The following is a 16085-nucleotide window of genomic DNA, read 5'->3' as shown; positions in this document are numbered from 1 at the left end:
TGTATGAATAAAATAAATGTCCGTCCTGATAAGGATCGTTTAATAAATTTAATGAACGACATAAAAAAGGGTAAAATTGTTGTGCCTAATTTTCAGCGCGATATAGTATGGAATATAAAACAGAGATTAGAATTATTTGACAGTATTAGTAAGGGCTTTCCAATTGGCAGTTTATTATTTTGGAATCCAGAACAAGATAATTTTCAATTTAATAATAAAATAGGTCCATACACTTTAGACTTAAATACTAATAAATATTCTTATATAATAGATGGATATCAAAGAATTACAACTTTATTTAGTGCCCTAAATAATCCTCACGAGTTTTCAAATAATAAAATAGATGAAGAAATTTTAGAAGAATTTATTGTTCATTATAATTTAGAAGAACAAGAATTTTTTCATTTTAGAAAAACAAGAAATAATGAGATTGATTCATCAAGTATTCCTTTATATGTATTAGTGGATACTTTCGAGTTTTTAACCTTTACCAAACGCATTCAAGAAGACTTTGATGAAAATAAAAGTAATATATACATTAATAGAGCAAAAAAATTAGCTACATCATTGTTAGATTATGAAATAGCTTTTGTTAATATTTTAGGAGGTACAATACAAGATGCAGTTGAAATGTTTTCTAGAATTAACTCGAAAGGAAGTGATATGTCACCAATGTGGATGATAAGTGCCTTAACATATGAGGATGGTAGTGAGGGATTCAAGTTTAGTGATGAAATTGAAGATTTAAAATTAGATTTAAAGCAATTTAATTTTGAAGACCTTAAAACGGAAATATTTCTGCAATGCATTGAAAGTTCAACTGGTAAAATCTATTTTGACGTTAAAACAGAATCATTACCTAAAAGGAGTGATTTCAAAGATTTATCAAGAAATACATTTGAAAACATCTACCAAGCAGTTAATTTTTTATATCATAGAGTAAATGTACTTAGTTTAAACCTTTTACCTTATAATCTTCAACTTATTTTTATAACTGAATTTTTCAGATTAGTTGACAACCCTTCAAATGATCAACTAAATGAATTAGAGAGATGGTTTTGGCAAACAACATATTCTTCATATTTCTCAATCTATTCACTTAGTAAACAACGAAAAGCTTTTAATAAATTTAAACAATTCTGTAAGGGAGAAATTGATACACCTTTATACAAAGCAAGTAAAAATGATAAGTTTGAATCCGCAGAATTTCCAAAAAAAATATATTATGGTAGTGTTCGCTCTAAAGCTTTAGCTTTATTTATGATTAAAAATGTTCTTGATAAATCATCAATCAACGATTATGATTTTGATGAGTTTTATAGCTTTAGTAAAGAAGATAAAGATTCAGTAATGCTATTCCCTAAATTCAAAGGTTTAGAATATAGTCCAAAAATAATTGATATAAATACAAGACAAAAAAAGAATAAAGATTATTCATACATTTTAAAAGGAAATATTTCAAATTTTAATTATGAAGCCAACTTTTTAAATAATGAAATGAATTTCAATAACTTTAGCATATCCAATTTTAAAGAATTGAGATATAACTTAATTTCTAATAGTGAATCTAAATTTGTTGAAAGTCTAGGATTAACATACAATGGTACTGATAAATTTGATGTATATCTATTCTAGCGACCTCATATTTTTTTTGGGCAAAATAATAGGGGAATGAACGTAAATGTTCTAGTGAATTAGTAATATAGTTTCTAAAACGTTAAAACTACACAATGAATTTCAAATAACAGCCTGTAAATAATTAGTCACTTTTACTTACCACCTAGGCTTTCTACTTCAGTTATTTAAAAACATTTATTTTAAAACGTTTACTCTGTAATTGTTATTATGCAATGTAACGATAGGCGAGTAGTGGTGTGTGGCATGCATTTAAATAACACCTATATTTCTAAACATTACATTAGAAAAGTATTATTTTAGAGGCCATATTACATTGCTATACATGAGATTAAAAAAATACTTTCTATTATTCATAAATTTTATAAGAGATTATTTATTTAGAAAAAAGACCCTTAATTACCTATTGTGGCTATTAATAGTTGCCATTTTAGCCCAGTTACATGCTATTAATAACTATGATGCTATACAGGCTATTTTTACTGAATTACAAAAAGATTATGATAGTATTTGGTTAAAGTATTTGATACTGGTTATTGAGTTTTTTGTTGGTGATGCTAGTGTTTTTGTTTTAAGTACTTTAATTGTTTTATTTTTAATTATCTGTTACCTAAAGTATAAAGAGATTAAAGCTGTTAATGGGTTAGGCAGTAGTGAGGATTTTAAAAATGAATTATTGCATAGCCTAGTTGACACGATATCTAAGGCACAGAAAATTGATAGTGAGGCTTATATTTCGGCTATACATATTATTAATAATAAGGCGCTTAAAGCTAAATTAAAGACCTATCATAACTTTGAACGCAAGCGAGGTAATGTGCATTTATTAGAAAAATTTGTAGTAGACAGTAATTTAATTGATGATTTAAAAAAACATAGCCATTAGATGAGTTATTCTGAATTAAGTAATCCTTATGATTTTGCAAATCCTGTAACTGAAGAGAAGTTATTTGCTGGACGGTCTGACGAATTGAAAGAGATCCGTTATTATTTGAATCATGGCGCCAAAACTAATAAGCCTATCAATCTTTCGTTAATTGGTGATCGCGCAGCAGGTAAGACAAGTTTGCTTAACATGATTGAAATTGAGGCTTCTAAATTAAATTTTCTTACGGTAAGAATAGATTTAGATGAAGGGGATAAGGGGTCTCAGTTGCAATTTTTTTATAAGATATTTGATTCTATTTTTAATTCGGCTATCAACGACAATTATTTTGGAGGCGTTGGAGGTGCTATTTTTGATGAATACTTGAATCAAACTTCGGCTTATACGGTCTCTAATAATATAGAGTTTAGACCTTTTTTGTTTCCTATACAATTTGCTAAGGCTATGGAAGCCGGAAGGACAGATGTATTAACTTCTGAAAGTAATTTTAAAAGGGATTTAGAAACCATCAATAAGGAAGTTAATACCTCTATAATTCTGCTTTTTGATGAATGTAATGTGCTGTCTGAAAGTCGTGTTTTACTTGAAAAAATCAGGAATATTTTTATGAATAAAACTAACTATATGTTAGTTTTTACAGGTACTAAAGAGTTGTTTCCGGTTATAGATGACATATTTTCGCCTATAATTAGACAGTTTAAAAAAATTACTGTTGACGAATATAAGGATATTGAGGATACTGAGATTTGTGTTAGTAAACCGCTTTTAGATATTGGTATAGAACCTAGTGATATTTTTGAAAATTCGACTTTTCGTGAGTTACATAACATCTCTGAAGGGAAACCTTATGAGATCCAATTGATTTGCCATACTATGTTTAAAAAAATCCAGGAAGGGATTACCGATAGTATGACATTAAATCATTCTGTCTTGGAGGATGTTAGGTTAGAATTAGAAACGTCTCAGGATTTAGCTAAACGCCCAAAACTTTATGAGATTAAGAGTTTTAATAAAGAGACTTTACAGCACTTAAATTACTTGTCTAAATCCTTAAAACGATCGACCAGCAATGAGGTTTTAAATTTAGAATATTTAATTTATGGTAATGATAGAGTGACCAAAGACGGTTTTAAAGCATCCTATAATAAGTTTATTGACAAAGGTATTTTATTTATAAATCCTGAGGGTAAATTAGATTTTTTTGGTGATGATTTTGATAAACTGTATACAAAATATTATGCCAGAGAGGCAGGCGTGCAATTTGAGTTTAATTATTATAATTTAGAGTCTAATTACTATAGAGGTATTAGAGATTTGTTAACCCCAACCAATAGCCATTTGAGCTTAAATAGGGATAATGCCCTTGTGCATAAAACCATTGGCTATTTTCTTAATAACACAGCTACTATTGATGCTGATTTAAGTACGGTAATGACCATTTATACCATTTTATTTCAGTTTAGAAAAGATGAGATCATCCATATTGAAATGCCTTTTAATTTAAATGGTACTAACTTTTTTATACATCTATTTTTTGATGATAAGGATGAGGCTAAAAAAGTGACTGATTTTCAGAAAGAATTTGAAAAGAGGGTTAAGGACAATGGTACTAATATTTTACTTAATGACATTATTATTAATGAATTACATATACCTGATAGAGTTGAACTAGTTAAAAAAATACAAGCTTTACACTCTAAAAGCATTACGAAAGAAGTTATTAAATATCATGGTGTTAGATTTCCGATTGAGCATATTGAGTATCTTTTAGAAAAGAATGAGGAAAGCAAAGACATTGTTTTAGCACATTGTAATGCTATTTGGGAATTAGACTTTAATAGTAAAAGACAATTCTGCTCTATTGAAAATTATAATGTTGTTAATATGGGTTATATCTACATGATTAACCTACTTTTGGATAAGGCTAAATGTTGTTCGGATTTTGTAACTACTAATTTAGAGTATAATAAATTTCATTTAAGTCTTAATACATTTAATCGTTCGGTTATAGAGATTATGACAGGTAACTTAAATGCTATTCAGAAAAATATGGATCTAGTTATTACATTAGCTAAAGACTATCAGGAGAGTACTAATACGGTTGATTCTACTAGTTGTTCTTGTTTATTAATACCGTCTATAACTGATGACGGTAAGATTACTTATATAGAGGTGGAGAATCCTGAATTGATACAGACTGCTTTAGATGTTAAGGCGTATTTTAAGTAGAGTTAGGTTTAGTTTTAATTATTAGGGTATTACCTGTTTATTAATTATTGAAATATGCTAAGGCGTTATTTTGGTGGTTTGCTTAGGTGAAAGAGAAAGTTGTTACTGTAGTTTATTTAAAAAAAATATTCTAAAAGTTTCTTCTGCGATGTTAATGGAAAATTCTTTTAAATTAGGGTAGAGTAATGTGGAAAATGTGTGTTGAATGGAAACTAAAGTATATCTTCTACTTAATATTTTATAAGATATTTTTTTTATCCTTATTTTAGAAGCTAAATTAGCTGTATTATTAAAATTACTTTCTATATAATTTGAAAACTACTTTAAGCATCATATTACTACTACTTTTTCAAAATAATCTTTTGTCACAGAATCTAGATTCCATTATAAGTGTATTGGAGTCTAAGATGCGTAAACATGAATTTTATGATCTTGAAAAGAAAGAAAGGATAAAATCATTAATTGAATCAAGCAATAAAACAAACAATCTTAAAGCGCAATATAGAATTACTAACGCTATTTTTGAAGAATATCAGTTTTATAGTTTCAACCAAGCGCTTGAGTACATTGAAAAAAACATACAGATAGGAGAAAAGCTTAATGATAAGCTATTATTAGATGAAGCCAAACTTAAAATGGGATTGCTTTTGGTTAATACGGGTCGGTTTAAAGAATCTATCGATGCTTTAAGTGAAATAGATCGAAATTTGTTGCCAGAATCATTAATTAGTGATTATTTTATAGCACATAAAGAAGGGTATTCTGGTTTGGCATATAATACAGCAGTAAACAGTAATAAATTAATTTATTCAGAACTCTATACAGCATATCAAGATTCTTTATACGCAAGGTTAAAACCAAACTCAGAGGAAGCCTTAAGACTTAAAGAAAAGGAATTTAGGGATAGTCGTAATTTAGATATGGCTTTTAAGATTAATTCACAAAGGCTAGAAAAAGTAAAAATAGGTTCTAGATTGTTCTCTTTAATCACTTTTGAAAGGTCATTATTGTATGAATTGAATAACGAATCAACAAAACAAAAAGAGTATTTGATTTTATCGGCTATGTCAGACATCCAAGCTTCGGTAAAGGATAATGCATCAATGGGGACTTTAGCTAAGATACTTTTTACAGAAGGTGATATTGACAGAGCGTATCAATACATTAATTTTTCTTACAATGATGCTGAATTCTATAATTCTCGATTACGTTTAGTGGATATCGCTAATAATATGCCTTTAATAACAAAAGCCTACGAACTAAAAACTGCAAAGCAAAAGCAAAAGTTAGAATACTCTTTAGTTTTTATTAGTGTTTTAGCAGCGTTTTTACTAATAGCAATTTATATGGTTTATAAGCAAGTCAAAAAAGTATCAGAAGCCAAGGATAAACTTAAAATTGCTAATAATCAACTTCTAGTTTTTAATAAAAAGCTTAATACATCTAATGAAGAACTTAAAAACCTTTATTTAGAGCTATCAGAAGTAGATAAAATTAAGGAACATTACATAGGTAATTTTTTAAATCTTTATTCAGAATACATCACCAAATTAGATGTTTACAGAAAATTGGTAAGCAAATATGTTAATGCCAATCAAATGAATGCGTTACTTAAATTATCAAAATCTAAAAGACTAATTGATGAAGAATTAGAAATTTTTAACAACAATTTTGATAGTTCATTTTTACATATCTATCCAAATTTTTTGTCAGAAGTCAATAAGTTACTAAAACCAGACCATCAAATTGAATTAACTGATATAAAGCAATTAAATACAGAATTAAGAATCTTGGCACTTATCAAATTAGGAATTGATAATAGTTCAAGAATTGCAAAAATCTTAAGGTATTCTGTAAATACCATTTATAATTACAGAGCAGCTATTAATAAATCTGCAATTGATAAAACAAATTTTGAGAAGATGATAAAATCTATCTAAAAATTAAATAATATTATCAAAAACACCCTCTATAAATTACTGATTTCGGATATGAAACTCTGAAATCATCCAATAAAATCCACTTTTCACATTCTGTTTAAACTTTTTAAGTGCCTGATTTTTATTATTTTAATAAATATTTATGCACTATAAAATCCACTTTTACAAATTTCTGTATTGTAGTTGCTGTTATTTCAGGGTAATTTGCAAAACCATTTTATTGACATTATAATTTAATACATATAGAGGCAAATGATTTATAAAAAATTAGTTTTCATTACGGTAATTTTCATTTCATTATTGTGTACAAGTAAAAGTGTAGCACAAAATGAAGTTACCGGTATAGTAACCGAGAATGATGGATTACCTATACCTGGAGTTTCAGTGATATTAAAAGGAACTTCAATTGGTGTTAGTACAGATTTTGATGGTAAATACACGTTAAGTGAAGGTGTAAATCAAAATTCAGTTATAGTATTTAGTTATATAGGATTTAAACCACAAGAGGTTTTAGTAAAAGGACAGTCTGTTATTAATGTTGATTTGCAAGAGGATACAAATTTATTGGATGAAGTTGTAATAGTAGGTTATGGTTCTCAACTTAAAAAAGACATTACAGGATCTGTTTCTACAATAGATAGTGAATCTTTTGAAACCCGAGCTAACACTCAAGTAGGTTCTTTATTACAAGGGCAATCAGCAGGTGTCCAAGTCATATCTGGATCAGGTAAACCATCAGGTGGATTTAGTGTACGTATTAGAGGAACAAACTCAATTAACGCAAGCAGCGAACCATTATATGTGGTTGATGGTGTACCTACCACAGACACAAGAGCTATAAACCCTAGTGATATAGACACTATAACAGTTTTAAAAGATGCCTCTTCGGCTGCTATCTATGGGGCTCAAGGAGCAAATGGAGTTGTTTTGATTACTACAAAACGAGGAACAACATCAAAACCAAAAGTGAGTCTAAATATGTATACTGGAATCTCTCAAGTCTGGAATACTCTACCAGTCTTAAATGGTGAACAATATAGAGATTTAATGACAGAAATGGGATTGTCAACAGATTGGGACAGCTTTACAGCACGTACTGATTGGCAAGAAGAGATATTTCAAAATGGATTTTCTCAAAATTATCAAGCCTCAGTATCTGGTAAAACTGAAGGAACTAGTTATTTTATTTCAGGAGGTCATTTAACCCAAGAAGGAGCAGTAAGAACGTCTGAAATTGAAAGAAGTAATTTTAAAATTAATATTGATCAAGACATTAATGATTGGTTAAAAGTTGGTACCAGAATATCATATACATCTTATAAGGATGTGGATATTAATGACAATAACAACGTAAATCAAGGAGGTGTCCTTTTGGGTGCATTAACCACACCATCTATAATTGGTGTATACAATGAAGCTGGAATGTTTACTAGTAACCCGTTTCAAAATTGGGAAAACCCATTGGCTAGTACAGACGGTTTGGATAGAGAATATAATAACAACCGTTTTTTAGGAAATATTTATTTAGAAGCTAAATTTCTTGAAAATTTTAAATACAAGTTTAACTATGGGATTGATAATAATAATGGCGTATTTGATTCGTTTTTAGATCCTTTTAGAACAGGTTTTGGTGCTGCAATTGGTGGTCAAGGTATTAATAATACAGATAAAAAATCTTATTATATTGTTGAAAATACACTTAGTTATAATAATTCATTTAATAAACATACTGTTGAAGCCTTAGTGGGCTCAGTCACACAAAAGTTTACATTTGAGAACAGTTCTATTCAGACTAGAAATTTTGCTAGTGCATCCGTAACAACACCAAATGGAGGCTCTGAAATTTTTGATGCTTCTGCTTGGAAATCAGAAAGAGCGAATGCTTCCTTTTTAAGTCGAGTTAATTATAGTTTTGACGATAAATATCTGTTAACTGCTAATTTTAGAGCAGATGGATCAAGTGTTTTTGGACCTAATAAAAGATGGGGTTATTTTCCATCATTCTCTTTAGGATGGCGAGTTTCAAACGAAAAATTTATTAATAAAGACGGATTAATTAATGACCTTAAACTTAGGGCAGGTTGGGGACTTGTTGGTAACGATAATATTAACGCTTATAGTTATTTAGGTCGTGTTGGATCTGGAGCAAATTACCCTTTTGGTGGTGTCACGCAACCTGGTACATTTCCGGGATCTATTGAAAACTTAACATTAAAATGGGAAGAGTCTGAACAAACAAATATAGGTTTTGACCTTTCTATGTTAAATAACAGACTATCTGTTACAGCTGATGCCTACATAAAAAAAACTAATGACTTATTGTTAAACGCACCATTGCCAACGACTTCTGGTTTTGATAATGCAATTAGAAATATTGGAGAAATACAAAACAAAGGAATAGAATTAGCTTTAAATACGGTAAACATTAATTCTGATAACTTTTCATGGAATACTGGATTTAATATATCCTTTAATCGTAATGAAGTGGTTAGTCTTGTTGGACAAGAATTATTACAAGGTGGTATAACAGGAGGTAGAGGTGAAGCTAGTCTAGTAAGAGAAGGCGAACCTTTGGGTACTTTATATGGTTATATTTTTGGTGGTGTTGATCCTGCATCTGGTAACGCTTATTATATTGATAATGAGGGTAACTCCACCTTCAATCCTACACCAGAAGACCGTACAATTATTGGTGATGCTAACCCAGATTTTTACTATGGTGTAACTAATACTTTAAATTATAAAGGCTTTGGTTTATTTGTTTTTCTTCAAGGATCTCAGGGTAACGACATGTTAAATGTCACACGAATTGAAACCGAAGGTATGATTGATCCTAAAAATCAATCTACTGCAGTTTTAGATCGTTGGAGACAACCAGGAGATATTACAGATATACCAAGAGCTAGTTTTGGTAATAGTGATAATTCTAGGGTCTCAACACGTTTTATCGAGGACGCTTCATATTTAAGATTTAAAACCATAACCTTAAGTTACGATTTACCTAAAAATCTAATTGACAAGCTAGGCATAACTGCCCTAAAAATTTACGGTACAGGAGAAAACATTTTTACAATAACAGATTATTCTGGTTTTGACCCAGAGGTTAATGCTTTTGGTGGAAGTAATACAGTACAAGGTATAGACTTTGGAACCTATCCTCAAACAAGAAACTTAATTTTTGGTATAAACGCAACATTTTAATTATTACAGTTATGAAACTATTTAAAATATTAACTTTAGGATTACTTCTAACAACAATGGTTGGTTGTGAAGACTTTTTAGACCTTCAACCTATTTCAGAGGAAACTAGTGGTAATGCCTATGAAACAGCAAGCCAAATAGAGGCAGCATTAGTAGGCGCTTATGAGTCCTTTCAATCATCAGAATATTATGTTTGGGATTATTTATTGTTTCAAGATGTACGTTCGGATAATTGTTATGCAGGTGGAGACAATCCAGAGGTTTTTCAAATAGATAATATTACAATTCCTGCTACACATTCTAGAATATTTACACATTGGTCTAATCTATACAATGCAATCTCAAAAGCTAATTTAGTAATTGAGCGTGTTAGTAATATTTCTGACCCTTTACTTACTGAAGCACGCAAAAACCAAATAAAAGGTGAAGCCATTTTTTTACGTGCTTACCATTATTTTACCTTAGTTAAATTATGGGGAGGCGTTCCATTAATTACTAATACAATAACATCAACAGATGCAGATGCTGTTAATATCCCAAGAGCAACACAAGAAACCGTTTATGCACAAATAATAGCAGATTTAGAGCTAGCAGCAACCTTATTACCTGAAATCTACAGTAATGATGCTAGTATAAATAAAGCTAGAGCGACATCTGGTGCAGCTCATGCTTTAGCAGCTAAAGCATATGCACAACAACCTAATCCAGATTATAATGCTGTTTTATCACACATACAAGCTGTAGAGACTAGTAGCGCTAACTATCAATTAATAGCATATAACGATTTGTTTAGTGGTAATAACTATAATAACGCAGAATCAATAATTGAGGTGCAATATCTTGGAGGTAATGAAGGTAATTATGGACCACAATTATTATTACCACCATCTGTAAGTGGTGATTCCTGGAGAAAATTTGTTACACCATCTGTAGACCTAATTAATGCTTTTGATAGTGAAGGTGATATTGTTAGAAAAAATGCTTCTATTTTATTTGAGTCAGTCCAATGGGTTGACGAATTTTGGGGGAATACACAAGGATCTGTAATTCCATTTAGTTATAAATGGAAAAATGCTAATGGTTTTGCAAGTTCTGATAATACCTATCTAATTCGTTATGGTGATATTGTTTTACTTAAAGCTGAAGCCTTGAATGAAATCAATCAACTTCAAGCTGCAATAACAGAAGTAAATAGAATAAGATCTAGAGCTGAATTACCTGATTTAACTAATGCACAAAGTAACTCTCAACAAGTTTTAAGAGAAACTATACTTAAAGAAAGACGATTAGAATTATTTCAAGAAGGTCAACGTTGGGATGATCTTGCTAGGTATAATGCTTTAATTTCAACAATGAATAATTTGGTAGAAATTGACTTAAGAACTGGTAATCAGGTAGATTACAACATGACTGATGCTAAAAAATTATTACCAATTCCGCAACAAGAATTAGATAGAAACCCAGCTCTAACACAAAACCCACTTTAATAATTAGCTATGAAAACAAAAAACATATGTATTGTAATATTTAGCATACTACTTAGTTTTACATATTATTCCTGTGAAACTGATGGAAACTTACAACCTGAGGGAGAATGGGACCTAAGTGCTCCTGTAGTTTTAACACCAACATCTGAACAAAGTATTATTCTAAATCAAGACACACCTTCTGAATCTGTTACTTTTAGTTGGGAAGCAGCAGAGTCATCATTAGGTTACGCTGTTACCTATAAGGTAATGTTATTACAAGAAGGTACAGTGGATTTTTCTGAACCAATTTTTATTTCAGAATCCTCAAATAACGGAATCAACACTTCATTATCCATTAGTTATGAAGCATTAGATCAGGCTTTAGCTTTTTCAGGTTTTCCTGCTAACGAAAACGCATCATTAACCTTAGCTGTGCAAGCCAGTAGTTTAAGTAAAACTAGTACAGCATTTACTAATATTAACTTGAAGCGTTTTGAAAACCAAACACTACCACAAAACTTGTATATTTCAGGTACAGCAACCGAGAATAATAACGATTTATCTCAAGCAATTGCATTAAAGCGTTTAACAAATAGTGATGGAGCTTTAACTAATATTTATGAGGTTTACACCAGTTTAATTGCTGGAGAAAGCTATAAATTTTATAGTGAGCGCTCACTTCCTGCTTTACAATTTGGTGGTAGTGAAGGTAATATAGTTCCATTTGGTGAAGCGATAGTAGCTAGCACTTCTGGACAATTTAGAATAAAAGTAGATCTTGACACAAACACTTACGAGTTGTTACAAATTAATTTTTGGAGTATGGTTGGTACACCTATTTCTGGTGGTTGGGGAGGAGACCAACCATTGGAATATCAAGGTAATAGTGTATGGAAAGCATCAATAAACCTGTTAGAATCTGGTGGATTTATATTTAGAGCTAATGGAGATTGGTCGTATTTATTAAAACAAATTGTTGGTACAACCAATACGCTTGTTTTAGAAGTAGATGCTAGTAGTCAGGGAGTAACAGTTGAAGATATGTCTAACAATCCAGTAGGGTTATATTTTGTGACGTTAGATTTATCTGCAGACAATTATAATTATTCATTTGAAATAGATGATACAATTATAGAGCCAATAATAACACCAACTCAATTGTTTTTGTTTGAAAACGGAAATATGATAGAAGAATTTTCATTAGATGGAGACACCTTTAGTTCAAACCATTACATACCCATGCAAGCTAGCAATGTTTACAGTTTAAATAGTGCAGCAGATGGCAGCGGAACTTCCTATACGATTAATCAACCTCTTGCAGATAGTACGACACCTGATGGCGATTTAGTTTCTGATACTTTAACTCTGATAGAGAGTAATAATACTTTTTCAGTCATCACTGACAGAGCTTTACAATTTAGCATAGATTTTAGTGCTCCTACTTTGACGTGGACATATTATAATATTAAATTGTTTCATTGGCAAGTTTGGGATGATCGCCAAGAGATTGCAATGACTTATAATCATCCTAATACATATACTGTAACCACAAATCTTACAGCAGGATATGATAGTAAATTTATAAGTCCTTGGGATTTAGATTTTGGTAGTGATAATCCAACAGCATTAACCGGAAACCTTATAAATGGAGGTGGATCCAATCTACTTAATATTAATACAGACGGAACTTATACGGTAACCATAATTTTAAATGATGATTACCAAACAGGAACCTACGAATTTGCACAATAAAAAGATAATACTTATGAATTTATTAAAACGATATAATTTGAAATTTTACTTTACTTTGCTTCTTCTAGTTGCCTTTCAAGCTTGCAACGAAGATGATATTAAAACGTATCCACCACCTACAATAGCAGATGTTAACGTTGATTTTTATTTAACTTCACCAGACCAAGCTAATCTACTTAAAGCAACTACAAATGGGTTGTTTCCAATGGTGGGAAACTCTAACTTTACTATTAACGTAACAGAAAGTACAAGCTATCAAGAAATGGATGGTTTTGGATATACATTAACAGGAGGAAGTGCTATGTTAATTAACAATATGTCCACTAGTTCAAGATCTGAATTATTACAAGAACTTTTTGGTACAGGAGATAATAGTATTGGTATTAGTTATTTAAGAATTAGTATTGGAGCTTCAGATTTGGATGCAACCACATTTAGTTATAATGACTTACCAAATGGGCAAACAGATGAGAATTTAGATGATTTTTCAATAAATCCAGATATGTCCAATTTAGTTCCTGTATTAAATGAGATTTTATCCATAAATCCTAATATTAAAATACTAGCAACACCTTGGTCTGCACCAACATGGATGAAAGACAACAACTCAACAATAGGAGGAGCATTATTACCACAGTATTATAATACGTATGCTAATTACTTTGTAAAATATATAGAGGCTATGGCTGCTCAAGGCATTACTATAGATGCCATTACAATACAAAACGAACCAGAAAACCCATACAATAATCCAAGTATGGTAATGAGTGCTGACCAACAAAAAGATTTTATTAAAAATAATTTAGGACCTGTATTTCAAACGGAAAACATCTCAACTAAAATTATTCTATTTGATCATAATTTAGATAATCCCGATTACCCGATTTCTATTTTAAATGATGCTTCAGCAAAAAGTTATGTTGATGGTTCAGCGTTTCATTTATATGCAGGTCAAATAAGTAATATGTCTCTTGTACACAACGCACATCCTAACAAAAATGTGTATTTCACAGAGCAGTGGATACAAGCACCTGGAAACTTTTATTCTGACATACGTTGGCATGTTAGGGAGTTAATAGTTGGAGCACCAAGACATTGGAGTAAAAACGTATTACAATGGAATTTAGCTGCAGATCCAAACAACAATCCTCATACTGATGGAGGTTGTACAGAATGTTTAGGTGCCATTACTATCGATGGGAATTTAGTACAACGTAATCCTGGATATTATATTATTGCACATGCATCAAAATTTGTACCAGCAGGTTCTGTTAGAATAGAATCTAATACGTCTTTTGAATTTCCAAATGTTGCTTATAAAACTCCTGATAATAAGATTGTTGTTATTGTACTAAATAACTCTGATGTACAAAAATCCCTTAATATAAACGTAGATGCAGAACCAATTTCTGTAACCATGCCTGCAGGTGCTGTAGCAACTTTTGTTTGGTAATTAAAAATAAATAAAATGATTAAAAACTGTTTTTATATATTATTTGTAGTTGTTACAGTATTTGCTTGCAAAAACGTAGACGCAGATAGTCAAAGTCAAAATGATAGCACGCAATCTGATAAAAATGAAGCTGTTACTAAACAGCAAAACACCTTATTAGGTAAAAACGCAAAAGTTTATACTACCGCAGAAAACACAGACAAAAGATTGTCTTTAGATAGTTTAAAGACTTTTAATAACGCACAACAACCTTTAGAAACGGAAGTTGCCATATTTGTTAATCCTAAAAAACAATTTCAAGAATTTTTAGGTATTGGTGGCGCTATTACAGATGCGTCTGCAGAAGTGTTTTCATTATTAAGTAAAGATAAACAAGATGAGCTGCTTAAGGCCTATTATTCAGAAGAAGGTATTAACTATAATATTATTAGAACTAGTATTCATAGTAGCGATTTTGGATTGGGAAGCCATACCTATATAGAAGAAGGCGATAGTGATTTGAAGACGTTCTCTATTGAAAAAGATCTAGTAAAACGTGTACCTATGATTAAAAAAGCCCAAGCAATAATTAAAGACGATCTTGTGTTTTATGCTAGTCCATGGAGTCCTCCTGCATTTATGAAATCTAATAATCACATGCTGGAAGGAGGAAAATTATTACCAGAATATTACCAAGCTTGGGCCAACTATTTTGTTAAATTTATTCAAGCCTATGAAGCAGAAGGTATACCTGTTTGGGGTGTAACAATCCAAAATGAACCCATGGCTAAACAACGCTGGGAATCTTGTATTTATACAGCAGAGGAGGAGCGTGATTTCTTAAAAAATAATTTAGGACCAACATTTGAAAAAAACAATTTAGGTGATAAAAACATTGTAGTTTGGGACCACAATAGAGATTTAATATCGCATAGAGCTAATACGATTTTTGAAGATCCAGAAGCTATAAAATACGCTTGGGGAATTGGTTTTCATTGGTATGAAACATGGACTGGTGGAGAACCTAAATACGATAATTTAAAAAATATTAAAGCCTCTTTTCCTGAAATGAATTTACTATTCACTGAAGGATGTCAAGAGAAATTTGATCCGACTCAATACAATCGTTGGTCTAATGCAGAGCGTTATGGTAACTCTATGATTAATGATTTTAATAGTGGAACAGTAGGTTGGACCGATTGGAACATCCTATTAAATGAAAAAGGAGGACCAAACCATGTTCAAAATTTTTGTTTTGCACCAATACATGCAGACACTAAAAATAACGAACTTATATATACACCAACGTATTATTACATAGGTCATTTTTCAAAATTTATAAAGTCAAAAGCAAAACGTATTAGTACAACTACTAGCAGAAGTACCATTGAAAGTACATCGTTTCAAAATCCAGATGGGCAAATTATAACTGTAGTTATGAATAAAACTGAAACCCCTATTGACTATAAATTGCTTGTCGATGATTATGAAATTAAAAACAGCATATTGCCTCATGCAATACAAACAATAATTTATTAATC

Annotated in this window: 9 protein-coding genes; all 9 read left to right on the top strand. The window is 30.7% G+C overall.

Going from position 1 to position 16085, the window contains the following annotated elements; translation table 11 throughout:
• Positions 1-3: 3 nt before the first annotated feature.
• The gene (locus ITB9_RS02875) at positions 4-1635 is read left to right on the top strand and encodes a DUF262 domain-containing protein (protein WP_054851064.1); all 1632 of its coding nucleotides are present in this window, start codon (positions 4-6) and stop codon (positions 1633-1635) included.
• 325 nt (positions 1636-1960) lie between these two features.
• Positions 1961-2521, top strand: a complete 561-nt coding sequence (locus tag ITB9_RS02870) for a hypothetical protein (protein ID WP_148638345.1) — start codon at positions 1961-1963, stop codon at positions 2519-2521.
• Positions 2522-4750, top strand: a complete 2229-nt coding sequence (locus ITB9_RS02865; protein WP_054851062.1) for a hypothetical protein — start codon at positions 2522-2524, stop codon at positions 4748-4750.
• A gap of 362 nt (positions 4751-5112) precedes the next feature.
• Complete coding sequence (locus ITB9_RS02860) at positions 5113-6690, top strand: DUF6377 domain-containing protein (RefSeq protein ID WP_148638342.1); 1578 nt, start codon at positions 5113-5115, stop codon at positions 6688-6690.
• Positions 6691-6942: 252 nt separating this feature from the next.
• On the top strand, positions 6943-9891 hold the full coding sequence (locus ITB9_RS02855; RefSeq protein WP_054851060.1) for a TonB-dependent receptor: 2949 nt from the start codon (positions 6943-6945) through the stop codon (positions 9889-9891).
• Between the two features lie 11 nt (positions 9892-9902).
• Positions 9903-11378 carry a RagB/SusD family nutrient uptake outer membrane protein gene (locus ITB9_RS02850; RefSeq protein WP_054851059.1) on the top strand — a complete coding sequence of 492 codons (1476 nt, stop codon included), beginning with the start codon at positions 9903-9905 and terminating at the stop codon, positions 11376-11378.
• A gap of 9 nt (positions 11379-11387) precedes the next feature.
• Positions 11388-13112 (top strand): SusE domain-containing protein, encoded by a 1725-nt coding sequence (locus ITB9_RS02845; protein WP_054851058.1) that lies wholly within the window; start codon positions 11388-11390, stop codon positions 13110-13112.
• A 37-nt stretch (positions 13113-13149) separates the two neighbouring features.
• A complete protein-coding gene (locus ITB9_RS02840; protein ID WP_261975545.1) occupies positions 13150-14565 on the top strand; it encodes a glycoside hydrolase family 30 beta sandwich domain-containing protein in 1416 nt (471 codons plus the stop codon).
• Positions 14566-14580: 15 nt separating this feature from the next.
• Positions 14581-16083, top strand: coding sequence for a glycoside hydrolase family 30 beta sandwich domain-containing protein (locus tag ITB9_RS02835; RefSeq protein ID WP_054851056.1), 1503 nt, complete (start codon positions 14581-14583; stop codon positions 16081-16083).
• Positions 16084-16085 lie beyond the last annotated feature (2 nt).

The organism is Olleya sp. ITB9 (genome assembly GCF_001315805.1).
In the GTDB taxonomy this organism is placed as follows: Bacteria; Bacteroidota; Bacteroidia; order Flavobacteriales; family Flavobacteriaceae; genus Olleya; species Olleya sediminilitoris.
Note: the sequence above shows the minus strand (reverse complement) of the source record. Positions and strands in the feature narration are given on the sequence as shown.